This window comes from Sphingomonas sp. Ag1 (assembly GCF_000980895.1).
GTDB classification, from domain to species: domain Bacteria; phylum Pseudomonadota; class Alphaproteobacteria; order Sphingomonadales; family Sphingomonadaceae; genus Sphingomonas; species Sphingomonas panaciterrae.
The window spans coordinates 12,673-36,321 of sequence record NZ_LAZX01000086.1 but is presented as its reverse complement, the minus strand read 5'-3'; the positions used below and the strand labels follow the sequence as shown (position 1 = coordinate 36,321).

General features: G+C 68.3%; 25 protein-coding genes. 18 read left to right on the top strand and 7 right to left on the bottom strand.

Going from position 1 to position 23,649, the window contains the following annotated elements; all coding sequences use genetic code 11:
* The first annotated feature begins 23 nt into the window (after positions 1-23).
* Entirely contained in the window at positions 24-1,025 is a 1,002-nt protein-coding gene (locus XM50_RS06415; protein ID WP_197075440.1) for an NAD(P)H-quinone oxidoreductase, read from the top strand.
* Here XM50_RS06415 and XM50_RS06410 read toward each other — a convergent pair.
* Both XM50_RS06410 and XM50_RS06405 read right to left on the bottom strand, forming a co-directional pair.
* A complete protein-coding gene (locus tag XM50_RS06410) occupies positions 1,022-2,554 on the bottom strand; it encodes an ABC transporter permease/substrate-binding protein (RefSeq protein ID WP_046408357.1) in 1,533 nt (510 codons plus the stop codon). The genes XM50_RS06415 and XM50_RS06410 overlap by 4 nt on opposite strands.
* The gene (locus tag XM50_RS06405) at positions 2,551-3,336 is read right to left on the bottom strand and encodes an ATP-binding cassette domain-containing protein (protein WP_046408355.1); all 786 of its coding nucleotides are present in this window, start codon (positions 3,334-3,336) and stop codon (positions 2,551-2,553) included. Before XM50_RS06405 ends, XM50_RS06410 begins: the two co-directional genes overlap by 4 nt.
* A gap of 53 nt (positions 3,337-3,389) precedes the next feature.
* Between XM50_RS06405 and XM50_RS06400 the strand changes: the two genes are divergently transcribed.
* Positions 3,390-4,172 carry an SDR family oxidoreductase gene (locus XM50_RS06400; RefSeq protein WP_046408354.1) on the top strand — a complete coding sequence of 261 codons (783 nt, stop codon included), beginning with the start codon at positions 3,390-3,392 and terminating at the stop codon, positions 4,170-4,172.
* A gap of 138 nt (positions 4,173-4,310) precedes the next feature.
* Here the strand turns inward: XM50_RS06400 and XM50_RS06395 are convergent, their stop codons facing one another.
* Together XM50_RS06395 and XM50_RS06390 are read right to left on the bottom strand one after the other, a co-directional pair.
* Complete coding sequence (locus tag XM50_RS06395; RefSeq protein WP_046408352.1) at positions 4,311-4,646, bottom strand: TfoX/Sxy family protein; 336 nt, start codon at positions 4,644-4,646, stop codon at positions 4,311-4,313.
* A gap of 61 nt (positions 4,647-4,707) precedes the next feature.
* Positions 4,708-5,151 carry a putative quinol monooxygenase gene (locus tag XM50_RS06390; RefSeq protein ID WP_197075438.1) on the bottom strand — a complete coding sequence of 148 codons (444 nt, stop codon included), beginning with the start codon at positions 5,149-5,151 and terminating at the stop codon, positions 4,708-4,710.
* Positions 5,152-5,288: 137 nt separating this feature from the next.
* Here XM50_RS06390 and XM50_RS06385 point away from each other — a divergent pair, with 137 nt between their 5' ends.
* Complete coding sequence (locus XM50_RS06385) at positions 5,289-6,140, top strand: LysR substrate-binding domain-containing protein (RefSeq protein WP_046408350.1); 852 nt, start codon at positions 5,289-5,291, stop codon at positions 6,138-6,140.
* Positions 6,141-6,180: 40 nt separating this feature from the next.
* On the opposite strand, the gene XM50_RS06380 is transcribed toward XM50_RS06385, so the two are convergent.
* Entirely contained in the window at positions 6,181-7,515 is a 1,335-nt protein-coding gene (locus XM50_RS06380) for a NupC/NupG family nucleoside CNT transporter (protein ID WP_046408452.1), read from the bottom strand.
* 164 nt (positions 7,516-7,679) lie between these two features.
* Between XM50_RS06380 and XM50_RS06375 the strand changes: the two genes are divergently transcribed.
* The 7 genes from XM50_RS06375 to acs all read left to right on the top strand — a co-directional run bounded on the left by XM50_RS06375 (position 7,680) and on the right by acs (position 13,569).
* Positions 7,680-8,324 carry a queuosine precursor transporter gene (locus tag XM50_RS06375; protein ID WP_046408348.1) on the top strand — a complete coding sequence of 215 codons (645 nt, stop codon included), beginning with the start codon at positions 7,680-7,682 and terminating at the stop codon, positions 8,322-8,324.
* A 77-nt stretch (positions 8,325-8,401) separates the two neighbouring features.
* Entirely contained in the window at positions 8,402-9,304 is a 903-nt protein-coding gene (gene argB, locus XM50_RS06370; RefSeq protein WP_046408451.1) for an acetylglutamate kinase, read from the top strand.
* A gap of 67 nt (positions 9,305-9,371) precedes the next feature.
* On the top strand, positions 9,372-9,671 hold the full coding sequence (locus XM50_RS06365; protein ID WP_314472320.1) for a YggT family protein: 300 nt from the start codon (positions 9,372-9,374) through the stop codon (positions 9,669-9,671).
* A gap of 68 nt (positions 9,672-9,739) precedes the next feature.
* The gene (locus XM50_RS06360; protein WP_231621879.1) at positions 9,740-9,970 is read left to right on the top strand and encodes a DUF167 domain-containing protein; all 231 of its coding nucleotides are present in this window, start codon (positions 9,740-9,742) and stop codon (positions 9,968-9,970) included.
* Positions 9,967-10,836 carry a bifunctional methylenetetrahydrofolate dehydrogenase/methenyltetrahydrofolate cyclohydrolase FolD gene (gene folD, locus XM50_RS06355; protein ID WP_046408343.1) on the top strand — a complete coding sequence of 290 codons (870 nt, stop codon included), beginning with the start codon at positions 9,967-9,969 and terminating at the stop codon, positions 10,834-10,836. Before XM50_RS06360 ends, folD begins: the two co-directional genes overlap by 4 nt.
* A 66-nt stretch (positions 10,837-10,902) precedes the next feature.
* Complete coding sequence (locus XM50_RS06350; RefSeq protein ID WP_046408342.1) at positions 10,903-11,520, top strand: MarC family protein; 618 nt, start codon at positions 10,903-10,905, stop codon at positions 11,518-11,520.
* A 111-nt stretch (positions 11,521-11,631) separates the two neighbouring features.
* Positions 11,632-13,569, top strand: coding sequence for an acetate--CoA ligase (acs, locus tag XM50_RS06345; protein ID WP_046408340.1), 1,938 nt, complete (start codon positions 11,632-11,634; stop codon positions 13,567-13,569).
* Positions 13,570-14,077: 508 nt separating this feature from the next.
* Here the strand turns inward: acs and XM50_RS06340 are convergent.
* Positions 14,078-15,811: a fatty acyl-AMP ligase gene (locus XM50_RS06340; protein ID WP_046408338.1), complete on the bottom strand. Its 1,734-nt coding sequence runs from the start codon at positions 15,809-15,811 to the stop codon at positions 14,078-14,080.
* Positions 15,812-15,938: 127 nt separating this feature from the next.
* On the opposite strand from XM50_RS06340, the gene XM50_RS06335 reads away from it, so the two are divergent.
* The 6 genes from XM50_RS06335 (at position 15,939) to XM50_RS06310 (ending at position 20,606) form a co-directional block, all read left to right on the top strand.
* Positions 15,939-16,460 carry a regulatory protein RecX gene (locus XM50_RS06335; RefSeq protein ID WP_046408337.1) on the top strand — a complete coding sequence of 174 codons (522 nt, stop codon included), beginning with the start codon at positions 15,939-15,941 and terminating at the stop codon, positions 16,458-16,460.
* A gap of 75 nt (positions 16,461-16,535) precedes the next feature.
* Positions 16,536-17,096, top strand: a complete 561-nt coding sequence (locus XM50_RS06330; RefSeq protein ID WP_046408335.1) for a cold-shock protein — start codon at positions 16,536-16,538, stop codon at positions 17,094-17,096.
* A 2-nt stretch (positions 17,097-17,098) separates the two neighbouring features.
* Positions 17,099-17,584: a DUF192 domain-containing protein gene (locus XM50_RS06325; protein WP_052742474.1), complete on the top strand. Its 486-nt coding sequence runs from the start codon at positions 17,099-17,101 to the stop codon at positions 17,582-17,584.
* A gap of 82 nt (positions 17,585-17,666) precedes the next feature.
* Entirely contained in the window at positions 17,667-18,398 is a 732-nt protein-coding gene (gene recO, locus XM50_RS06320; protein ID WP_046408334.1) for a DNA repair protein RecO, read from the top strand.
* 60 nt (positions 18,399-18,458) lie between these two features.
* Entirely contained in the window at positions 18,459-19,499 is a 1,041-nt protein-coding gene (gene leuB, locus XM50_RS06315) for a 3-isopropylmalate dehydrogenase (protein ID WP_046408332.1), read from the top strand.
* Between the two features lie 6 nt (positions 19,500-19,505).
* Positions 19,506-20,606, top strand: coding sequence for a glycosyltransferase family 2 protein (locus XM50_RS06310; RefSeq protein WP_046408331.1), 1,101 nt, complete (start codon positions 19,506-19,508; stop codon positions 20,604-20,606).
* A 7-nt stretch (positions 20,607-20,613) separates the two neighbouring features.
* Here the strand turns inward: XM50_RS06310 and XM50_RS06305 are convergent, their stop codons facing one another.
* Positions 20,614-21,831: a glycosyltransferase family 39 protein gene (locus tag XM50_RS06305; RefSeq protein ID WP_046408329.1), complete on the bottom strand. Its 1,218-nt coding sequence runs from the start codon at positions 21,829-21,831 to the stop codon at positions 20,614-20,616.
* Positions 21,832-21,945: 114 nt separating this feature from the next.
* On the opposite strand from XM50_RS06305, the gene XM50_RS06300 reads away from it, so the two are divergent.
* Positions 21,946-23,154, top strand: a complete 1,209-nt coding sequence (locus tag XM50_RS06300) for a trans-sulfuration enzyme family protein (RefSeq protein ID WP_046408327.1) — start codon at positions 21,946-21,948, stop codon at positions 23,152-23,154.
* Positions 23,151-23,561: a Co2+/Mg2+ efflux protein ApaG gene (gene apaG, locus XM50_RS06295; protein ID WP_046408325.1), complete on the top strand. Its 411-nt coding sequence runs from the start codon at positions 23,151-23,153 to the stop codon at positions 23,559-23,561. Before XM50_RS06300 ends, apaG begins: the two co-directional genes overlap by 4 nt.
* Positions 23,562-23,649 lie beyond the last annotated feature (88 nt).

Here is a 23,649-nt window from a genome sequence, read left to right as displayed (position 1 = left end):
AGTCCGAATGAGGGGGGACGCGAATGTACATCATTCCGGCGACAATGCGGGCGATCGATCCCGAAGCGCCCGGTGGGCCAGAGGTGCTGCAGATCGTGGAGCGTCCGGTCCCTGCCGTGCAGCCGGGCGAAGTGCTGATCCGCGTCGCCGCGGCCGGGGTGAACCGCCCCGACGTCATGCAGCGCAAGGGCGCCTATCCGCCACCGCCGGGCGCGCCCAGCATCTTCGGGCTGGAGGTGTCGGGCACGGTCGTCGCGCTGGGCGAGGGGGTTCACCAGCTGATGGTCGGGCAGCCGGTCTGCGCGCTGGTCGCCGGGGGCGGCTATGCCGATTATGTGACGGCGCCCGCCGGCCAGTGCCTGCCGGTGCCCGAGCTGCTGTCGATGGAAGAAGCGGCGGCGATGCCGGAAACGCTGTTCACCGTGTGGACCAATTTGTTCGAGCGGGCCTATGCCTCCGAGGGGGATATGGTGCTGGTGCATGGGGGCACGAGCGGCATCGGGACGATGGCGATTTCGCTGTGCAACATCTTTGGCATCACCATCATCGTCACCGCCGGATCGGACGAGAAGGTGGCGGCGGCCAAGGCGCTGGGGGCCGATCACGCGATCAATTACAGGACCGAGGATTTCGTCGAGCGGGTGAAGGAAATCACCGGCGGCGCAGGCTGTGCCGCGGTGCTTGACATGGTGGGCGGCGACTATGTTGCCCGCAATCTCAAGTGCTTGGCGCCTGATGGGCGGCATGTGTCGATCGCGGTGCAGGGCGGCGCCAAGGCGACGATCCCGATTTTCGAGGTGATGATGAAGCGGCTGACGCTGACCGGATCGACGCTGCGGGCGCGCGACAATGCGTTCAAGGCGATGGTCGCGGACGAGCTGGCGCGCAACGTCTGGCCGCATGTCGAGGCGGGGCGGCTGAAGCCGGTGATGGACAAGGCGTTCCCGCTGGAACAGGCGGCGGACGCGCATCGCCGGATGGAAGCCGGCGATCATGTGGGCAAGATCGTCCTGACGATGGGCTAGTCCCGGCCGCCTTTCGGAGAAGATCGGCCGATTTGCGCGGCGAGCCGGCCAGCAGCGATTTCGGGGGTCGATTTGTCCGTGTCGCGATCGACCTGGTAATTGGCGGCGCGCATCATCGCCGGGGTGATCGCGCCGATCAGCGGGCGCAGCGCATCGGCGAAGCGCGTGTCACCGGCGCGGCGCGGCGAGACCAACAGGATGGCGTCATAGCCCGGAATCGCACCGCGCGGATCGGGCAGCACGACCAGATCGTCGGCGGCGATCCGGCCGTCGGAGGAGAAGGCGCTGATCACATCCGCCCGGCCGCTGGCCAGCGCGCGATACATGAAGGTCGGGCTGTAGGGCGTCGCGGCGGCGAAGCGCATCGGATAGGCGCGGCGGATCGCGGCCCATTCGGCGCGGTCGAGAAATTCGAGGTCGGCGCCGAGCCGTAGCTGGGGCGACTGGCGGGCAAGGTCGTTCAGGTCGGCGATGCCGCGCCGCGCCGCATCCTCCCGCTTCATCGCAAAGGCATAGGCGTTTTCGAAGCCGAGCGGGCCGAGCAACGTCACCTGATGCTGCCGGCGTGCCCAGTCGCCGATCGCGCGCACCTGCTGATCGCGCGACGGGGTGTCGCTGCGCTTCATCTCACCGGTCCAGATCGTGCCGGCATAATCGACATAGGCGTCGATCGCGCCGCTCTTGAGCGCGCCGAAGGCGACCGCGGAGCCGAGCCCGTCGCGATAGTCGACGGCATAGCCCGCGTCGCGCAGCCGATCGCCGATCAGCCGGGCGAGGATGAATTGTTCGGAGAAGTTCTTCGCGCCGACGACCACCCGATCCTGATCGCTGCGCCACAGCGGCGCGGCGGCGGCGATAGTCGCGGCGACGATCAGCCCGAGCGACAGGGCCGCCAGCCAGCGGCGGCGATGCGCGATGCCCCATTCGGACAGGCCGAGCAGCGCGTCGGTGGCGAGCGCCAGCGCGGCGGAGGCGATGCACCCCGCCAGCACCAGCGGCCAGGATTGCGTCTGAAGCCCGGCGAAGATGAGGTCGCCGAGGCTCGGCTGACCGACCGTGGTGGAAAGGGTCGCCGCGCCGATCGTCCACACCGCGGCGGTACGCACCCCCGCCATCACCATCGGCAGGACCAGCGGTGCCTCCACCAGCCGGCGTTTCTGCCAGCCGGTCATGCCGATGCCGTCCGCAGCCTCGATCACTGCCGGGTCGAGGCCCTGGAGCCCGGTGACGACGTTCCGCAGGATCGGGAGGATGGCGTAGAGTGTGAGCGCCAGAACCGAGGGGAGGAAGCCGAGCGCGGGCAGGCCGCCGATCCACAGGAGTATGGGATAGAAAAGCGCGAGCAGCGCGAGGCTGGGGATCGTCTGGACGAGGCTGGCGGCACCCAGCGCGATCCGCGCCGCAGTGGGCCGGCGCGCGGACCAGAAGCCGAGCGGCACCGCGATGAGGATCCCGGCGGCGAGCGCAGTCATCGCCAGCAGGAAGTGCTGCGCGGCGAGATCGGGGACGCGCGCCCAGGCGTCGCTCATCCTGCTAGGCCTGCGAGGCGAAGTGCCTGGTCGCGGGGGACGGCGACCAGCGCCTGCGCCTTATCGCCGCCGCCGCCGGCGAGAAGCGCGGCGGGCGTTTCGTCGGCGACGATCCGGCCGTGATCCATCACCAGGATTCGATCGGCGAGGAGCAGCGCCTCCGCCATGTCATGCGTGACCATGATGGTGGTGAGGCCGAGCCGGCGGTGAAGCGCCTGCACCGCGTCGCCCAGCGCGCTGCGGGTGATCGGATCGAGCGCGCCGAACGGCTCGTCGAGCAGCAGCAGCTTCGGCCCGGTGACGAGCGCGCGGGCGACGCCGACGCGCTGGCGCTGCCCGCCGGAGAGCGCGTCGGGCAGGCGGCTGCCCAGCGCGCGCGGCAGATCGACGAGGTCGAGCATCTCGCCCACGCGCGCCTCGCGCTGCTCGCGCGGCGGGCCCTGGTCGGCGATGCGCAGCGGAAGCGCGATATTCTCCGCCACGGTCAGGTGCGGGAAGAGGCCGACGTTCTGGAAGACATAGCCGATCGCGCGGCGCAGGAGGTGCGGGGTTTGATCGCGGACATCATGGTCGCCCAGCGTGACATGGCCGGCGGTCGGCTCCACCAGCCGGTTGATCATCTTGAGCAAGGTCGATTTGCCCGAACCCGAGCTGCCGACCAGTGCGACGAAGCTGCCGCCGGCGATGGTGAGCGTCACCTCGTCGACCGCTGCGCTCCCCCCGGCGTAGTGTTTCGCGATGCGGTGGAAAGCCACCGCCGGGCCGGATAAGTCCAGGGGCATCGGCCGGGAGGATGCGGGATGCCGCCACCGGCGTCAAACATGAGGGTTGAGAGATGAAGGCGATCCTGATCACCGGCGGGGGTTCCGGCATCGGCCGGGCGGTGGCGCAATTGTTCGCCGACCGGGGGTGGCGCGTCGGGCTGGCCGATCGCGACAGCGCAGGGCTGAAGGAGACGGCTGCGCTGCTGCCGGCGGAAAGCACCAGCTGTCACGTCATGGACGTGCGATCGCCCGAGGATTGGGAGGAAGTGCTGGCGGAGTTCACGCAGCTGAGCGGCGGGCGGCTGGACGTGCTGTTCAACAATGCCGGGGTCGCGGTGGGCGGGCCGTTCGGCGCGGCGGGGCTGGAGGACATCGACCGCGCGGTCGACGTCAACCTGAAGGGCGTGCTGTACGGCGCGCGCATGGCCTATCCGTTTCTGGCGGCGACGCCGGGATCGTGCCTGCTCAACACCGCGTCGGCCGCGGGCATCTATGGCACGCCGGGGGCGGCGGTCTATTCGGCGACCAAGTTCGCGGTGCGCGGGCTGACCGAGGCGCTGGACGGCGAATGGGCGGCGGACGACATTCGCGTGCGCAGCCTGATGCCGGGCTTCATCGACACGCCGCTGCTGCAGGCCGGGGTCGGCGGATCGAACCGTAGCGTGCGCGAGACGGTGGTCGAGGCGGGGCTGGAGTTCACGCCGGTCGAGGTCGTCGCGCAAGCGGCGTGGGAAGCGGTGCATGGCGGGCGCGTCCACACGCTGGTGGGCAAGACGGCGCGGCGACTGTCCTTTGCGTCGCGGTGGATGCCGGGATCGTTGCGCAAGCGGATGCGCGGCGGGCGGGGGCTCTGACGGGCTGACGGGGTGAGGCAAGCGGACACCGTGCTTTCAGGCGGCCGCACGATGAGGTGCGATACGTGCTGGAGCTTGCTGCTGTCCCGATGGGTGACCGACGTGACATGAACCCGGCGGTAGCGCGGCGGCGGGCGCTCAGCTCGCCTTCTTCGGTTTGCGCGGCTTTGGGGTTGGCAGTTCAGCGGCGGTGATGCGCAGCAATTCGCCGAGCCATTCGGCGTCATCCCATCGATCGGCTTCGATCAGCAAGTTCGGCTTGGCGCCCGGATAGGGCGGCGCTTCCGACACCGGCGCGGCATGGCGGCGACCGGATGCGGTGGGCTTCAGGTAGAGCTGATCGTCGCAGACCGTGCCGATCATTTTGCCGTCGAGGTAGAGGCCGTATTCGCCGAACATCGGCCTGGCCAAGACCGTTCCGGCACCGGCAGCCTGTTCGAGCAGATGTTCAATCGTGCGGTGCTGCGTGGCCATCGGGCCCAGCGTAACAGACCCCTATCGCGGGGAACAGGGCGCGGGCACTGACGGCGGGGTTCTACTCGCCAATGGTACTTTTGTTGAGGAGCACGTCGACGCGATAGACGTGCGCCGGGCGGGCGAGGAGGTCGTTCATGCGCGGATTGTCGCGGAAGATGTCGCCGCCGCCACCCGCGACATGCGCGTCGCGGGCCGCGATGGTGGGGAATGCCTCGAAGATGCCGAACACCTGCGGCGAATAGCGCACCGCGAACCACGGGCCGGTCCCCGGTTCGCCAAGGACGCAGCCGTAGATGTCGCGGAGCATATCGACGACCGCGTCTTCCTTGCCCGGCCTTGCCTCGATGTGAATGTAGAAGGCCTTGTGCCCGTCCGCGCCGTTCTCGCCGGTCAGGATGACGCCGCGATGCGGGGCATCTGCGATGGAACCGTGCCGGGGGATGGGACCGGGAACGGTGGCCGGATCCTCCGGGCGGGCTGAGGGTGGCGTAGGGCTTGTCATGCGCGATCTTCCGACAGTGGAGCCGGACCGGGTCCGTCGCCGTTGAAGCTATGCGGTGAATGGGCCTGCCACCATTGCGAAGGTGCGCGGTACCTTTCACTTTTTGCAAGGCTGCGCCGCTGCTACCTTGGTCGGCGATGCACCTGCCTGCGCCCCGCACTCTCCAGGCGTTCGTCGCCGCTGCGCGTCTGGGAGGCCTTGCCGCGGCGAGTACCCGGGTGGCGATGTCGGTGCCGGCGCTGTCGCGGCGCCTCGCTGCGCTGGAGAAGGCGTTGGGCGTCCGCCTGTTCGAGCGTCTTCCCCGCGGTGTCGTGCTGACGGATGCTGGCGAACGCTACCTGGTGCATGCGGTCGCCATCCTCGAGCGGCTTGAGGTCGCCGCCGCCGAGGTGCGGCAGGATTCGGCGATCGTGCGGGTCACGACGATCCCGTCGCTGGCCACACGATGGCTGTTGCCGCGCCTGCCCGATTTCACCGCGCGCAATCCCGACATCCATGTCGATGTTCGCACCTCGATTACATTCGAGCGGCTCGACGGGGGTGAGTACGACCTGGCGATCCGCCTCGCGCCCGACGCCGAAATGGCGATCGCGCCGTTGCTGCCGATCCATCTCTTGCCGGTGTGGAGCGCGGGTCATTCGTTCGCGATCGATCGTCCCGCGGATATTCTGCGCCATGTGCTGCTGGGACCGGATCACCGGCCCGAATTCTGGCAGGAGTGGCTCGGCGGCGCTGGCTTGGACAGTTCGGCGGCGCGCATCCGAGGGATCGATCCGCTGCTGCTGTACGAGCATGCCGTCAGCGGGGCCGGCGTCGCGATCGGCATCGAGCCGTTGGTATCGGGTCTGCTGAACGATGGCCGGCTGACGGGATTGGCCACGCACCGGCTGCGATCGGGGCGCAGTTTCTTCCTGCTGGAGCCGCCCACGCCCTCGACCCGCGCGGGGTGCCTCTTGCGCGACTGGCTGTGGCGCCAGGCGCACGGCTGAGCGGGGGCTTGGGGGCAGGGCGACCGGCCCCGGCCGATGATCAGCCGATCAGCAGGCCGGCGAGGGCGGCGGAGAGGAGGTTGGCGAGGCTGCCGGCGAGGAGCGCGCGGATGCCGAGCTTGGCGATCATCGGCCGCTGGTTGGGCGCGAGGTTGCCGGTCACCGCCATCTGGATCGCGATCGAGGAGAAATTGGCGAAGCCGCACAGCGCGAAAGTGACGATCGCGACGGTGCGTTCGGACAGCTCACCGGCCTGGCGGCCGAGGTCGATGTACGCAACGAACTCGTTCAGCACGATCTTCTGGCCGAACATGCCGCCGGCGCGCAGCGCCTCGTCCCAGGGCACGTTGATGAGGAACATCACCGGCGCAAAGGCATAGCCCAGGATCTGCTGAAAGCTGAGATCGGGATAGCCGAACAGGCCGCCGATGCCGCCGAGGATGCCGTTGGCGAGCGCAACCAGCGCGACGAACGCCAGCACCATCGCGCCGACCGCGACGGCAAGGCGCACGCCGGTCTGTGCGCCCTGCGCGGCGGCCATGATGATGTTGGCGGGTGCCTCCTCGTCATGCGTCGCCTGCGGCATGGGTTCGCCGGGCGCGAGCTCGTTCGGGAGCGCGGCGATGTTGGCGCCGGCGAGCCGTGCCTCGGAGACCTGGATCTCGCGGTCAGCGTCGGGCAGGTCGCCGAGCGGCAGCTCGCCCTCCGGCGGCACGGTGCGGTCCGGCATGATGATCTTGGCCATCAGGATGCCGGCCGGCGCGGCCATGAAGCTGGCGGCGAGGAGATAGTCGATGCGGATGCCCATCGAGGCATAGGCGGCGAGGATCGTGCCCGCGACGCCGGCCATGCCGCTGGTCATCACGGTGAACAGCTGCGGCGGGGTGAGGCCGGCGAGGTAGGGGCGGATGACGAGCGGCGATTCGGACTGGCCGACGAAGACGTTGGCCGCCGCGCACAGGCTTTCCACCTTGGAGACGCCGATCACCTTTTCCAGCGCGCCGCCCAGCCAGCGGACGACGAACTGCATGATGCCGAGATAATAAAGGATCGAAACGAGGCTGGCGAAGAAGATGATCACCGGCAGCGCGGCGATCGCGAAGCTGTTGCCGCCGATCTCAGGCGAGGCGAGCGGGCCGAACAGGAAGTCGACGCCCGCCTTGGCATAGCCCAGCAGGTTCGAGACGCCCGCCGACATGGTGGCGAGCACGCGCTTGCCCCAGTCGACGTAGAGCACCATCACTGCGATGCCGACCTGAAGCGCAAAGGCGCTGAGCACGACGCGGGGACGGATGGCGCGCCGGTCGGTCGACAAGGCCACGGCCAGCGCAAGGATCACCAGAATACCGGCGATACCGATCAGAAAACGGCTCAACTGCAACTCATCCCCGCTACGGGCGGAGCTTGCCGCCTGATCACTTTTCGCGCGCTATCATAGGGAAAAGGCAGGCGGTTCGACAAGCAGTCAACCGCGCGGAAGGACAGGATTCCTGCAACAACGCCCTTTTACCGGCGCGCTGCACGATGTACCGGCGGCCGATGGAATCCCGCGCTCCCGCGCCGATCGCGCGCTCGCTCTTCGCCTTCTCCATCTTCTATGGCGGCATGGTCTGCATTGCCGGGGTGCTGGGCAACAAGCAGGTCGCGCTCGGGCCGCTGGCGGTGGAGGCGGGGATCTTCGCCTTCCTGCTGCTGGTAGTGACGTCGAGCGCGATCGCGGAGCTATATGGGCGGCAGATCGCGAACCGGCTCGTGCAGCTGGGCTTCATCCCGCTGATCGTGTCGCTGTTCCTGACGCTGGTCGTGCTGGCGGTGCCCGCGTCGCCGGCGATGGAGCCGGAGCGACTGAGCGCGTTCGAGCTGATGATGACCGGCACGCCGCGCATCTGGCTGGGCGGGATCGTCGCCTATGGCACGTCGCAGACGCTGAACGTCACCATCTTTGCCGCGCTGAAGGGGCGTGAGGGCGGGCGGTTCCTGTGGCTGCGCGCGGCGATCGCGAGCGTCCTGTCGCAGGTGCTGGACAGCCTGTTGTTCGTCACCATCGCCTTTTACGGCGTGTTCCCGATCGGCGAGCTGATGATGGGGCAGATCATTGCCAAGGTGGTGCTGTCGATCGTGCTGGTGCCGCCGCTGATCTACGCCTTCGTCGCGCTGGGCCGGCGGCTCGACCGGCAGGCCTGAAGGCGACTGCCGCTGGCCGCACGGCCGGGGACAGTGCCGACTTTCGCGCGCGGGGCGATATGATTAAGGGCACCGCCATGAACGATCATACGCCCGCGCCCGAACTGCTCGCGAAAGCCGAAACGCTCGTCGAGGCGCTCCCCTATCTGCAGCGTTATGCCGGCGCGACTTTCGTGGTGAAATATGGCGGGCACGCCATGGGCGACCCCGAGGCGCAGCGCGATTTCGCCGAGGACGTGGTGCTGATGAAGGCCGTCGGGATCAACCCGGTGGTGGTGCACGGCGGCGGGCCGCAGATCGGGTCGATGCTGAAGCGGCTGGGCGTCGAGTCGCGCTTCGTCGACGGGCTGCGCGTCACCGACGAGGAAACCGCGCAGATCGCCGAAATGGTGCTGGCGGGATCGATCAACAAGCAGATCGTGTCCTGGATCGCGGCGGCCGGCGGGCGTGCGGTGGGCATTTCCGGCAAGGACGCGGGGCTGGTGCAGGCCGAGAAGGTCGGCCGCAGCGAGCCCGACCAGTTGCAGGGGATCGAGCGCAAGGTCGACCTTGGCTTCGTTGGGGAGCCGGTGGCGGTCGACCGGCGAATCATCGACACGCTGAGCCGTGACGGGATCATCCCCGTCATCGCGCCGATCGGCATCGGTGCCGACGGCCACACGTACAACATCAACGCCGACACGATGGCGGGTGCGATTGCGTCGGCGCTGGGGGCCAAGAGGTTCTTCCTGTTGACCGACGTCGCCGGGGTGCTCGACAAGCAGGGGCAGCTGGTCACCGACCTGACGCCCGACGACGTCGCCGGACTGCGCGCCGACGGCACGATCTCGGGCGGCATGATCCCCAAGCTGGAGACGTGCGTGGCGGCGGTCCAGTCCGGCGTCGACGCGGCAGTCGTTCTGGACGGGCGGGTGCCGCACGGTATGCTGCTGGAAATCTTCACGCGGCGCGGTGCGGGTACATTGATCCGCCGGGCTTGATCGCGACTGGCGCGATGCCCAACTGTGCTATCGTAATGACACACCCGAACGGAGACCGCCCTTGCTGATGCTAACCCTCGTCCAGATCCTGCAGGTGCTGCTGAACGTGGTGTGGTGGGTCATCATCATCCAGTTCGTCCTGTCGCTGCTGGTGACGTTCAACGTCGTCAACATGCAGTCGAACTTCGTCCGTTCGCTCTACATGGGCCTCGATAAGCTGACCGAGCCGATGTACCGCCCAATTCGCCGCATCCTGCCGCAGACCGGCGGGATTGATTTCGCGCCGGCCGTGGTGCTGATCGGGATCGCCATCCTGACGATCATCCTGAACAACGTCGCCGCCAGCGTGGTGATGGGCGGCGTCTGAGCGCCTGGCGCCCGGTTCCCGAAGGGCTGGCGATCGCGGTCAGGGTAACGCCGCGCGCCTCGAAGGAGGTGCTGGCAGCGGGAACCGATGAACATCTGGCGGCGCGGGTCTGCGCGCCGCCGGTCGACGGTGCGGCCAATGAAGCGGTGATCGCGCTGGTCGCCAAGACATTCGGGGTGCCGCGCAGCGCCGTTCGGCTGGTCGCTGGCGAGACCGCGCGGATCAAGCGGCTTTTGCTCAGCGGCGACAGCGACATGCTGGCGCGGCGCGCGGCGAGCCTCTATGGCGCTCAACCATGACGGCACGGATCATCGACGGAAAGGCCTTCGCGGCGGATGTGCGCGCGCAGGTGGCAGAAGGCGTGGCTCAGGTCGCCCGCGAAGCCGGGCGCAAGCCGGGGCTGGCCGTAGTGCTGGTCGGCGAGGATCCGGCGTCGGCGGTTTATGTCCGGTCCAAGGGCAAGGCCACGGTGGCGGCGGGGATGGAGAGCATCGAGCATCGCCTGCCGGCCGATACGACGCAGGACATGCTGGAGCGGCTGGTCGACCAGCTGAACGCCGATCCGGCGGTGGACGGCATCCTCGTGCAGCTGCCGCTGCCGGGGCATCTCGATGAAAGCGCGATCATCACGCGCATTGATCCCGACAAGGACGTCGACGGTTTTCACCCGGTGAACGCCGGGCGGCTGGCGACCGGCCTGCCGGGATTCGTGCCCTGCACGCCTTATGGCTGCCTGTTGCTGCTGCGCGATGTGCTGGGGGATTTGAGCGGCAAGGACGCGGTGGTGATCGGCCGGTCCAACATCGTCGGCAAGCCGATGGCGCAATTGCTGATCGGCGAAAGCTGCACCGTGACGGTCGCCCATTCGCGCACCCGCGACCTGCCGGCGGTGGTGAAGCGCGCCGACATCGTCGTCGCGGCGGTCGGCCGTGCCAAGATGGTGAAGCCCGACTGGATCAAGCCGGGCGCGACGCTGATCGATGTCGGCATCAACCGCACCGACGAGGGGCTGGTCGGCGATATCGACCCGGCCTGCGCCGAAGTGGCAGGCGCGATGACGCCGGTGCCGGGCGGCGTCGGCCCGATGACGATCGCGGTGCTGCTGCGGAACACCCTGGTGTCTGCCGCACGCCGTGAAGGAATCACGCTGGCAACGGCGATCTGATGCCCGCGGCATCGCGGCCGCACGCATTGTTAAACGCCTGGACGATCTGCCTGGGGGGGCATCATCATGGTTGAGCTGTTCATCTCCTCCTTCATCACGTTTTTCGTGATCATCGATCCGCCGGGGTGCGCGCCGATCTATGCCGGGCTGACCGGCGACGCCTCGTCGGCGCAGCGCCGGTCGATGGCGATCCGCGCGGTCGGCGTGGCGACGACCATCCTGCTTGTCTTTGCGCTGTTCGGCGAGGAATTGCTGAAGGGCCTGGGGATCGAGCTGGCGTCGTTCCAGATCGCCGGCGGAATCATGCTGTTCCTGATCGCGCTGGAAATGGTGTTCGAGAAGCGCACCCAGCGCCGCGAGGATCGTGCCGCCGCCGTCGCGCTGGAAGAGGTGGAGGATGTGTCGATCTTCCCCATGGCGATGCCGATGATCGCGGGGCCGGGATCGATCGCCAGCGTCATGCTGCTGATGAGCGGCAGCAACGGGCTGAACCAGTCGCTGGTCGTGTTCGCGGCGCTCGGATCGGTGCTGCTGATCACGCTGGCCGCGCTGATCGCCGCCGGGCCGCTGATGCGGCTGATGGGGCACAAGATGGAGGCGGTTATCACGCGCCTTCTGGGAGTGCTGCTGGCCGCGCTGGCGGTGCAGTTCGTGATCGACGGGGTGCAGGCGCAGCTGGGCTGACCCGGCACCCCGGTCGCCGCGCGCCCGGCAATCGCGCCGCCGCGGGGTTTACCAAGACGGTTGCCAATCATCACCTTCAGCGGCCATCAGGCTCAAAAAAGGAGATGATGCATGGTCGAGCCGCAGCTGTACGCCGTTCCGGAACACTGGGCGGCCAATGCGAAAGTGGATCGCGACGGCTATGAGGCGATGTATGCCGCCGCGGCCGCCGATCCCGACGCTTACTGGCTGGAGCAGGCCAAGCGGCTGGACTGGATCAAGGCGCCGACGGTGGCGGGTGACTGGTCGTTCGACGAGGATGATTTCCACATCGAGTGGTTCAAGGACGGCGTGCTCAACGTCTCCGCAAATTGCATCGACCGGCATTTGCCCGAGCGCGCCGAGCAGGTCGCGATCATCTGGGAGCCGGACGTGCCGGAGGAGGAGCCGCGCCGCTTCACCTATCGTCAGGTGCACGAGGAGGTCGGACGGTTCGCCAATGTCCTGAAGGCGCAAGGGGTGCGCAAGGGCGACCGGGTGACCGTGTACCTGCCGATGATCCCGGAGGCGGCCTTCGCCTTGCTCGCCTGCGCGCGGATCGGGGCGATCCATTCGGTGGTGTTCGGCGGCTTTTCCCCCGACGCGCTCGCCGGGCGCATCCAGGATTGCGATTCAAAGCTGGTCATCACCGCCGATGCCGGGCGGCGTGGCGGCAAGCGCATCGCGCTGAAGGCCAATGTGGACGCGGCGGCGCCGCGCGCGCCGAGCCTGGAGCGGGTGATCGTCATCAAGGTGACCGGCGACGACGTGCCGATGCACGACCGCGACGTCTGGTATCATGAGGCGGCGGCCGCGGTGTCGAGCGACTGCGCGCCCGAGCCGATGAACGCGGAGGACCCGCTGTTCATCCTCTATACCTCCGGTTCGACGGGGAAGCCCAAGGGCGTGCTGCACACCACGGGCGGCTATCTGCTGTGGGCGAGCTACACCCATGACCTGGTGTTCGACCATCGGCCCGAGAACGTCTTCTGGTGCGCGGCCGATATCGGCTGGGTCACCGGGCATACCTATGTCGTCTATGGCCCGCTGGCGAACGGCGCGACGACGCTGATGTACGAGGGGCTGCCCAACTGGCCCGATGCGAGCCGCATCTGGCAGGTGGTCGACCGCCACCAGGTGCATACGGTGTTCACCGCGCCGACCGCGCTGCGATCGCTGATGAAGGAGGGCGACGCGCCGGTGAAGGCGACCAGCCGCGCGAGCCTGAGGCTGCTGGGCACGGTGGGCGAGCCGATCAATCCGGAGGCATGGCGCTGGTACCATCAGGTGGTGGGCGAGGGGCGCTCGCCGATCGTCGATACCTGGTGGCAGACCGAGACGGGCGGCGCGCTGATCGCACCGCTGCCGGGCGCGACCGACCTGAAGCCCGGATCGGCGACCAAGCCGCTGCCGGGGGTGCATCCGCAGCTGGTGGACGAGACGGGCGAGGTTCTGGACGGTGCGGTGAGCGGCAACCTGTGCATCACCGCGAGCTGGCCGGGGCAGATGCGCACCGTCTGGGGTGACCATGAGCGGTTCTTCCAGACCTATTTCACGACCTATCGCGGCAAGTATTTCACGGGCGACGGCTGCCGCCGCGACGAGCATGGCTATTATTGGATCACCGGGCGGGTCGACGACGTGCTCAACGTCTCCGGCCACCGCATGGGCACGGCAGAGGTGGAAAGCGCCCTGGTGCTTCATCCCAAGGTGGCCGAGGCGGCGGTGGTCGGGATGCCGCACGACGTGAAGGGGCAGGGCATCTATGCCTATGTCACGCTGAATTCGGGCGAGGAGCCGTCCGAGGATCTGACCGCCACGCTGCGTGCATGGGTGCGCAAGGAGATCGGGCCGATCGCGACGCCCGACGCGATCCAGTTCGCCCCCGGCCTGCCCAAGACGCGCAGCGGCAAGATCATGCGGCGTATCCTGCGCAAGATCGCGGAGGGCGAGGTCGACAGCCTGGGCGACACGTCGACGCTGGCCGACCCCGCAGTGGTCGACGACCTGGTGGCGAACCGGCAGCGATGATGGCGACGCCGGGCCGGCTTTTCGGCCGGGCCGGCGGGTCTCCCGGAGCGGCAAACAGGCGGTGATTGGGGAGCTATTCCCGCGCCGTCGCAGCAGTCGTGCAACTCACCGATGATTCGTCGAATCGGGGCGTCCGGCACCTGCGAATCGGTTGATTTTGTTAAGGGATCGTTGTCTTTCAGCCACAATAACGAGGGCTGCCGTAAACCCTTGGGGGGTCGCTTTGGGACAGCAAGATGATGGCGCTTGGCTGACCGCTGAGTTGCTCGAACGTATCCTGGGCTCCGCGCGAGCCGCGGGACCGAATCTCATGATTTCGCGCGGTGATTGTCCGATGACATTGAACGCGCTGACCCGGCAGGGCTGGGTGCAGGAGAAGCGCGGGCATATCGTGCTGACCGCGAAGGCGCGCGCGCACCGGCGCGAGCTGGACCTGCATATCGCCTGATCCATCGGCGTGCCCGGTGCCGGCGCCCTGACCGGGCCGCCGGCGCCGGGCCGCGATGCCTCAGGCGGCGACCGCGTAAGGCTTGATCTCACCCGACAGATAGAGGTTGCGCGCCTTGGCGCGGCTGAGCTTGCCCGAGCTGGTGCGCGGCAAGGTGCGCGGCGGCACGAGTTCGATCACGCAATTCATGCCCGTCACCGCGCGGACGCGATCGCGGATCTCGTCGCGCAGGCGGCTGCGTTCCTCCACGTCGGAGGTGCGGCACTGGACGAGGACGGCGGGGGTTTCCTCACCGCCCGGCGTGGTGATCGCGAAGGCGGCGATGTCGCCCTGCTTGAAGCCGGGGAGCTGCTCCACCGCCCATTCGATGTCCTGCGGCCAGTGATTGCGGCCGTTGACGATGATCATGTCCTTGGCGCGGCCGACGATGTAGATGTAGCCATCCGACATATAGCCCATGTCGCCGGTGTCGAGCCAGCCGTCGACCATGCAGGCGGCGGTCGCGGGATCATCGCGGAAATAGCCGACCATCAGCGACGGGCCGCTGCACCACACCTTCCCGATCGCGCGCTCGGGAAGGACGGTGCCGTCCTCCTCGCGGATCTCCACCAGCATGTCGCGCACCGGCTTTCCGCAATTCACGATCGCGCGATAGCGTTGCGGGCGATCCTGGCCGGCGGGGACGCCGGAGAGCTGCGTTTCCTCCACCAGCTCGACGCGGATCCCCTCGCCCGGCGGCATGATGGAGACCGCCAGCGTCGCCTCGGCAAGGCCGTAGGAGGGAAGGAAGGCGCTGGCCTGGAAGCCGGCATCGGCGAAGGCATCGACGAAGCCCTGCATGACGTCGGGCCGGATCATGTCCGCGCCATTGCCGGCGAGGCGCCAGCGCGACAGATCGAAGCGGTCGGCGGCCTTGGTCTGGCTCGACATGCGGCGCGCGCAGATGTCGTAGCCGAAGGTCGGCGAATAGCTGATCGAGGTGCCCGGGTTGCGGGTGATGAGATCGAGCCAGGCGAGCGGGCGGCGGGCGAAATCCTCGGTCTTGAGGTAATCGACCGACACCTGGTTGGCGATCGGCGACAGGAAGCAGCCGACGAGGCCCATGTCATGGTACCAGGGGAGCCAGGAGATGCAGCGGTCGCTTTCGATCAGCTGCATGCCGTGCGCGTGCGCGGCGAGATTGTTGAGCAGCGCATGGTGCGTGATCGCGACACCGTGGGGGAAGCGCGTCGAGCCGCTGGAATATTGCAGATAGGCGATGTCGCTGCCCGACGCCTGCGGCAGATCGACGGCATCGGCGGGGCGAGCGAGAAGATCGGCCCAGTCGAGGCCCTGCGTGCCGACGGCTGCCGCCGCCGCGCCGGCCATTTCCGACAGCTCGGGCGGATAGATCAGCATGACGGGATCGCAGCTCGTGAGCTGGACGCGCAGCTGATCGATGTAGGAATCCTTGCCGCCGAACGAGGTCGGCAGCGGCAGCGGCACCGGCCAGGCGCCGGCATAGACGGTGCCGAAGAACAAGGCGGCGAATTCGGCGCTGGTTTCCGCAACCAGCGCGACGCGATCGCCCGGCGTGATGCCCGCGGCGATCAGGCGATAGGCGGCCTGCTTCGCGTCGTCGCGCAGCTCGCGGAAGGGGTAGGGGCGCACCAGCGTGCCGCGCGCATCGTGGAAGTTCAGCCCGCGATCGCCCTCAGCGGCATAATCCAGCGCTTCGCCGAGCGTGTCGAAATCGGCGAAGCGGCGCGGTCGTGCGTCGCTGCTCGGGGTGGGGATCAGGGTCGCGCTCGTCATGGTCGGTTTGCTCAAAATCTCGTTAGTGTGCCTGTTTCGGACCTGCACACCGGCTTTTTCCGGAGGCCGGCCAACTGACGGTTCGCCACGTTCAAATTCCGATGGCAGTGTGGCAACATAAAGGCGCATGACGAATAGCCGCCGTACGCCGCCCCCGCTCGACCGCCGTGCGCTGGAGGATCTGGCGCTGCGTTACGTGGCGCGGTTCGCGACGACCAGGGGCAAATTGGCCGAATATCTGGCCCGCAAGGTGCGCGAGCGGGGCTGGGACGGCCCCGCCGCGGCGGATCCGGCCGCGATCGCCGACCGGATGGCCGAGCTCGGCTATATCGATGACCGCGCCTTTGCCGAGGCGCGGGCGCGATCGCTCGCGCGGCGCGGCTATGGCGCTGGGCGCGTGGGCCAGGCGCTGAAGGCGGCGCGAATCGCGGGCGAGGATATTGCCGAGCTGGTGGAGCAGAGCGGCGAGCAGGCGCTGGAAAGCGCGCTGGCCTTTGCCCGGCGGCGGCGGATCGGGCCGTTTGCGAGCGCGCCGGCGGACGAGCGCGGCCGTCAGCGGCACATGGCGGCGATGCTGCGCGCGGGCCATTCCTTCGCCCTGGCGCGGCAGATCGTCGCGGCCGCGCCGGGCGACATACCGGAAGCGTGACGCACGCCTTGTTTTCGCAGGAAGATATTGTGCGCCGCCACAACCATGCTAGCGTCCCGCCCAGGGGAAAGAACAATGCAAAGCGAACCGTCCGAGGCCAGACAAGGCCCCGACGCCGCCAGTGCTGGCGAGGAAGATGGCGTACGTGTGGCCGGTGCGTTGAAGTGGTTCGACGTGACGCGCGGCTTTGGCTTTCTGGTGCCGGACGATGCGTCCTTTGGCGACGTGCTGATCCACTTTTCGGTTTTGCAGCCACTTGGCCGCCGCAGCCTGCCCGAAGGGACGCGGATCGACGCGATGGTGGTGCGGCGCGAGCGGGGGTTTCAGGCGCGCGAGATCCTGTCGATTGACACGACCACCGCGATCGAGCCCACACCGCGCCCGACCAGCCGCATCGATCCCGCCACCCTGGTCGACGAGGCGGGCGACTGGGAGCCGGTGGCGGTGAAATGGTTCAATCGGCTGAAGGGATATGGTTTCCTGGTGCGCGACGACGTGCCGGGCGATATCTTCGTCCATATGGAAACATTGCGCCGCGGCGACATCAGTGAAGTGTTGCCCGACCAGAGGCTGCGCGCCCGCATCGTGGACGGGCGCAAGGGGCCGATGGCCGTGAGCGTGACACGGGAGAATTGACGATGAAGCTGTTGGCGATGGCCTCGCTGGCGTTCCTGCTGGGCGCTGCGGCGTGTACCGGCCGTGACGCCGCCGCGACGGCCAGCGACGAGCGCGCGAAAGCGCCGCTGACCGAGGTGACGATCGCGAGCGCGAACGGGCGGCACGTGTTCCGGGTCGAAGTGGCGGACACGCCCGAGAAGCAGCAGCGTGGGCTGATGTACCGTACCGATATCCCCAAGGATGGCGGCATGCTGTTCGCGCCCTATCCGCCGGACGGCGGCGGCCCGCGTGAGGCGAGCTTCTGGATGAAGAACACGCCATCGCCGCTCGACATCATCTTCATCCGGCCGGACGGGACGATCGCCCGCATCGCGGAGAATACCGTGCCCTTCTCCGAGGCGCAGGTGCCGTCGGGGGAACCGGTGAGCGCGGTGCTGGAACTGAACGGCGGCCGATCGGCCGAACTGGGCATTGCGGAAGGCGACAAGGTTTCTTGGAACAAGTGACGGCCGGGCGCCGCGACGGAGGCGGCGCGGCGAATAGCGGCCAGCATGGCGCGATGATGGGCGAGCGCCTATCTCTCGCCCCATGCGCCTGACCGCGACCGCCATCATCCTGTCGAGCCGGGCGCATGGCGAGCATGGCGCCGTCGTCCGTGCGCTGACCGGCGATGATGGCGTGCAGGCCGGCTATGTCCGCGGCGGCCGGTCGCGCGCGCTGCGCCCCGTATTGCAGCCGGCCAACATCATCATCGGCGAATGGCGGGCGCGGACCGACAGCCAGCTCCCGGCGCTGACCGCCGAACTGGTGCGCAGCCGGGCGCCCTTGCATGGCGAGCCGCTGCCGGCGGCCGCGCTGGAGTGGCTGACCGCGCTGACCGCCGCCGCGCTGCCCGAGGCGCATCCCTATCCCTGGCTGTATCAGGCGCTGTCGGGGGTGCTCGACGCGATCGATGCGGCGCCGGCGGCACGCGGCTGGGCGGCGCCGCTGGCGCGGTACGAGCTGCTGCTGCTGTCGGAGCTTGGCTTTGGCCTTGATCTGGGGCGCTGCGTGGCGACGGGGGCGCAGGCGGATATCGGCTATGTCAGCCCGCGGTCTGGCGGCGCGGTGAGCCGCGCGGCGGCGGCGGGATATGAGGACCGGTTGCTGCCGCTGCCCGCGTTCCTGGCGGCAGGGGGCGCGGCGGATTGGCCCGACATCTTTGCCGGGCTGGCGATCACCGGGCGGTTCCTGGCGCGCAGCATCCTGCTTGATCGGCAGGCGGAAACGCTGGCGGCGCGCGAGCGGCTGATCGACCGGCTGCACAGAGCGGTTGCGTGAGACCCTGCCGGGCGGCAAGGAACGGTACCGTTCGCATCCCCGTTTCGCCTGGAGGCACGCATGGCCCTGATCGCAATCCTGCCGGGTGACGGCATCGGACCCGAAGTGACGGCGGAGGCGCGCCGCGTGCTGGAGGCGCTGGACCTGCCGCTCGCGTTTGAAAGCGCGCTGGTGGGCGGCGCGGCCTATCATGCGACGGGCGAGCCGCTGCCACCCGAGACGCTGGAGCTGGCGCATCGCGCGGACGCGATCCTGTTCGGGTCGGTCGGCGACCCTTCCTGCGACGCGCTGGAGCGGGGGCTGCGCCCGGAACAGGCGATCCTGGGATTGCGCAAGGAATTGTCGCTGTTCGCGAACCTGCGGCCGGCAAAGCTGTTCCCAGGCCTGGAGGATGCCTCCGCGCTGCGGCCCGAGGTGGCGCGCACCATCGACCTGCTGATCGTGCGCGAGCTGAACGGCGACGTCTATTTCGGCGAAAAGGGGATGCGCACCACGGCCGCGGGGCTACGTCAGGGTTATGACCTGATGAGCTATGACGAGGGCGAAGTGGCGCGGATCGCGGTGGCGGGGTTCGAGGCGGCACGCCGGCGCGGCGGGCGGCTGTGCTCGGTCGACAAGGCCAATGTGCTGGAAACGTCGCAATTGTGGCGCGACGTGGTGACGGAGGTGGCGCGGGAATATGCCGACGTCACGCTGACCCACATGTATGTCGACAATGCCGCGATGCAGCTGGTGCGCGATCCGGGGCAGTTCGACGTCATCGTGACCGGCAACCTCTTCGGCGACATCCTGTCCGACCAGGCATCGATGTGCGTCGGATCGATCGGGCTGCTGCCGTCCGCCTCGCTCGATGACACGGGCAAGGGGCTGTACGAGCCGATCCACGGGTCGGCGCCCGACATCGCCGGGCAGGGCAAGGCCAATCCGTGCGCGACGATCCTGTCCGCCGCGATGATGCTGCGCCATTCGCTGGAGCTGCCGGACGCGGCCGACCGGGTCGAGGCGGCGGTGGCGCGCGCGCTGGTGACGCATCGCACGGCGGACCTTGGCGGCACCTGTTCCACCCGGGAGATGGGCGACGCGGTGCTGGGGGCGTTGTAACCGGGGGTGAGCGACCTGCTCGACCTCGCCATCGTCATCCCGACGTTCAACGAGAAAGCGAATGTCCCGGTCCTGGTCGCGCGGCTGGACCAGGCGCTGACCGGGATCAACTGGGAAGCGATCTTCGTCGACGACGACAGCCCGGACGGGACGGCCGAGGCGGCGCGCGAGATTGCGCGGATCGACCGCCGCGTGCGCGTGATCCAGCGGATCGGGCGGCGGGGCCTTGCCACTGCCTGTATCGAGGGGATGTGCGCGACCGCCGCCCCCGCGGTGGCGGTGATCGACGGCGACCTGCAGCATGACGAGACCATCCTGCCGGACATGCTGGCGGCGCTTCGATCGGACGCGGCGCTCGACATCGTGGTGGGGTCGCGCTTCGTCGAGGGCGGCGGGACGGGCGACTGGGATCGCGACCGGCTGAGCAAGTCGGCGCTCGCCACGCGGCTGTCGCAGCGTGTGCTGGATGTGGGACTGACCGACCCGATGAGCGGGTTCTTCATGGTGCGCACCGACGTCGTGCGCGCGCGGGCACCGCATCTGGCGGGGATTGGGTTCAAGATCCTGCTCGACATCATGACCGCCGGCGGCCGGCCGCTGCGGTTTCGCGAGCTGCCCTATGTCTTTCGCGTTCGGACCGAGGGGGAATCGAAGCTCGATCATGTCGTGGCGCTCGAATATCTGATCGCGCTGTACGATCGCCGCTTCGGCCGGCTGGTGCCGGTGCGGTTTGCGATGTTCTCCGCCATCGGGGTGATCGGCGTCGGCATCCATATGGGCGTTCTGGCGCTGCTCCACCTGGTGGCCGGCGCGTCGTTCCTGATCGGTCAGATTGCTGCCACCGGCGCGGCGATGACGTTCAATTTCTTCCTCAACAATGCGCTGACCTATCGCGACCGGCGGCTGAGGGGCGCGCGGCAGTTGCTGGACGGATGGGTGTCGTTCTGCGTCGTCTGCTCGGTCGGCGCGGTCGCCAACGTCGGGGTCGCGGCGTTCCTGTACGATTTCCATTACGGCGCCTGGGCAGCGTCGGCGCTGGCCGGGGTGCTGGTGGGCGCGGTGTGGAATTACGCCTTGTCGTCGCGCTTCGTCTGGGGTCGCTATTGAGGCGGGGTCAGACCCAGGTCGGAAACCACGTCCAATAGCGGAAGGCGTTGGCGTCAGGCAGCGGCAGCGCAGCGAGCACCGGATAGAAATAGATCGCGAGCGCCAATGACGCGGCGAGCAGCGCCGTGTCCCACCCGCGGGTGCGTGCGCGCCAGTGATCGAGCGCGACCACGATGGCGATGACGATGAAGACGCTGGACGGATAGTAATAATAATAGAAGCCGAGAGACTTGGGGATCACCGCCCAGACGGCGAGGCTGCCGGTCCACAGGGCGGCGGCGGCGAGCAGGCGGGCCGAGCCGGAGCGGACCCAGCCCCACCAGCAGGCGACCACCGCGATCAGCCCGGTCCACATGATGACGGGATTGCCGAGCAGGAGGATGCCGCGCTGCGCGCCGTCCGCCGGCTCATAGAGATACCAGATCGGGCGGATCAGTAGCGGCCATGTCCACCAGTTCGACTGATAGGTGTGGGCGGGCAGCACCTGCGTCTGCCGGTCGAACATCTCCAGCTGAAACGGCAGCAGCGTTGCGAGCGTCAGCGGTGCGTCGCGATAGAAGAAGGCCGGCGCGAAGGTGGCGAGGTAGGTCACGGCCGAGACCAGCGCGAGCACGCCAAGCGCGACCGGCGTCGACAGGCCCGGGAAGCGGCGCGGATCCTCCCGCTTCAGCAGCACGAAGGCGAGGGCGGCAAAGGCGACATAGGGGGCGGCGAGCCATTTGCAGGCGGTGGCCGCGCCAAGCAGCGCCGCGGCCACGGCCCAGCGGGCCAGCCCGCCATTGCGCAGCGCGGCGGCCGCCATGGCGATGCCGGCGGCGAGGAAGGCGAGCATGAAGCCGTCGAGCATCGCGATGCGCGCCTGCACGAACACCGTGAAGTTCAGCACGGTCAGCGCCGCCGCGACGAGGCTGGGGCGGCGGCGATGGGTGATCTGCCACACGATCGCGAAGATTGCGGTCACGGTGACGGCACCCGCCAGCGTCGACATGAACCGCCAGCCGAGGGTATCGTCGCCAAACAGGCGGATGCCCTGCGCGATCAGCCATTTGCCGAGCAGCGGGTGTTCGATGTTGACCGGGCCGTCCAGCGTCAGCAGCGCGCGGGCTGCGGGCACGTAATGCACCTCGTCGAACACGAACTGGTGCGGCACCGTCAGGCCGATGAGGAACAATGCCTCCGCGACCAGGAAAACCACGATCGCGAGCGGCAGGGGGCGGCGCAGCATGGCCCGGACTTAGCCGGATGTGGGCAAAGCGCCAATGCGGCGCGTGGGTGGCGCGCGGCAAGACGAGCGAGCGTCGTGCTTGAAAGCCCGCAGCAATTGGCCGAAAGCGGCCGGATGAAGCGCCGCACCGGACAAGACCGCACGATCACCGACACCTGGCGCCCTGCGACCCGTGCCATTCGCGGGGGCACCGTTCGATCCGAATTTGGCGAAACGTCCGAGGCGATCTTCGTCACCTCCGGCTATGCCTATGACTGTGCCGGAGATGCCGCGGCGCGGTTCGCCGGTGAGCAGGAGGGGATGACCTATTCCCGGCTGCAGAACCCGACGGTGGAGATGCTGGAGCATCGCATCGCGCTGCTGGAAGGGGCCGAGGCGTGTCGCACGATGGCCAGCGGCATGGCGGCGATGACCGCGGTGCTGCTGAGCCAGTTGCAGGCCGGCGACCATGTGGTGGCCGGGCGCGCGGCGTTCGGATCGTGCCGCTGGCTGGTCGACAACCTGCTGCCCAAGTTCGGGATCGCGACCACGGTGGTCGACGCGCGCGATCCGCAGCAATTCATCGATGCGGTGCGGCCCGAAACCAAGGTGTTCTTCTTCGAAACGCCGGCCAACCCGACGATGGACGTCGTCGACCTGCGCGCGGTGTGCACCATCGCGCGCGAGCGCGGCATCACCAGCGTGGTGGACAATGCCTTTGCCACGCCCGCCCTGCAGCGGCCGATGGAATTCGGCGCCGACGTGACGGCTTATTCCGCCACCAAGATGATGGACGGGCAGGGCCGCGTTCTCGCCGGCGCGGTGTGCGGCACCAAGGATTTCATCGACAACACGCTGCTGCCGTTCACGCGCAATACCGGGCCGACGCTGTCGCCGTTCAACGCGTGGGTCGTGCTGAAGGGGCTGGAGACGCTGGACCTGCGCATCCGTCGCCAGTCGGAGAATGCGCTGAAGGTCGGCGCGTTCCTGGAAGGGCGTGTCGCGCGGATCCTTCACCCCGGCCTGCCCAGCCATCCGCAGCACGAGCTGGCCATGTCGCAGATGGAGGCAAGCGGGCCGATCTTCGCCTTCGAGGTGGAGGGAGGACGTGCGATGGCGCACGGCCTGCTCGATGCGCTGCAGCTGATCGACATTTCCAACAATATCGGCGATTCCCGGTCGCTGATGACCCATCCCGCCTCCACCACCCATGCGTCGGTCACGCCGGAGAAGCGCGAGGAGATGGGGATCGGCGAGGGCATGCTGCGGCTGAATGTCGGGTTGGAGGATCCGGCCGACCTGATCGACGATCTCGACCAGGCGCTGCGGACGATCGGCTTGTGAAGGCATTCTTCCCTTCGTCGCAAACGACGCGGGGAGTGACCGTGCGCGTGTCGGTCAGCTATCTACCCGAACAGTCGGAGCCCGAGCGGGGCCGCTGGTTCTGGGCCTATCATATCCGCATCGAGAATGATGGGCCGCAGGCAGTGCAGCTGCTGACCCGCCATTGGATCATCATCGACGGGCGCGGGGCGCGCCATTCGGTCGAGGGCGAGGGCGTGGTGGGCGAGCAGCCGCTGATCCTGCCGGGCGGAAGCTACGATTATGTCTCGGGCTGCCCGCTGGCCACGCCGGCCGGGTCGATGCAGGGCAGTTATCGCATGGTCGATGCCGCCGGCATGACGTTCGACGTCGCCATCCCGAAGTTCGCGCTGATTGCGCCCGCGGTGACCGGTGGAGAGCGTGGCTGAGCAGCGTCGCTTGCGATGCGGGCGGGAGCGGGGCATGGCACGTGGCATGGTGACCCGTCACGCCTATCATTCTGACCGATCGCCGCTT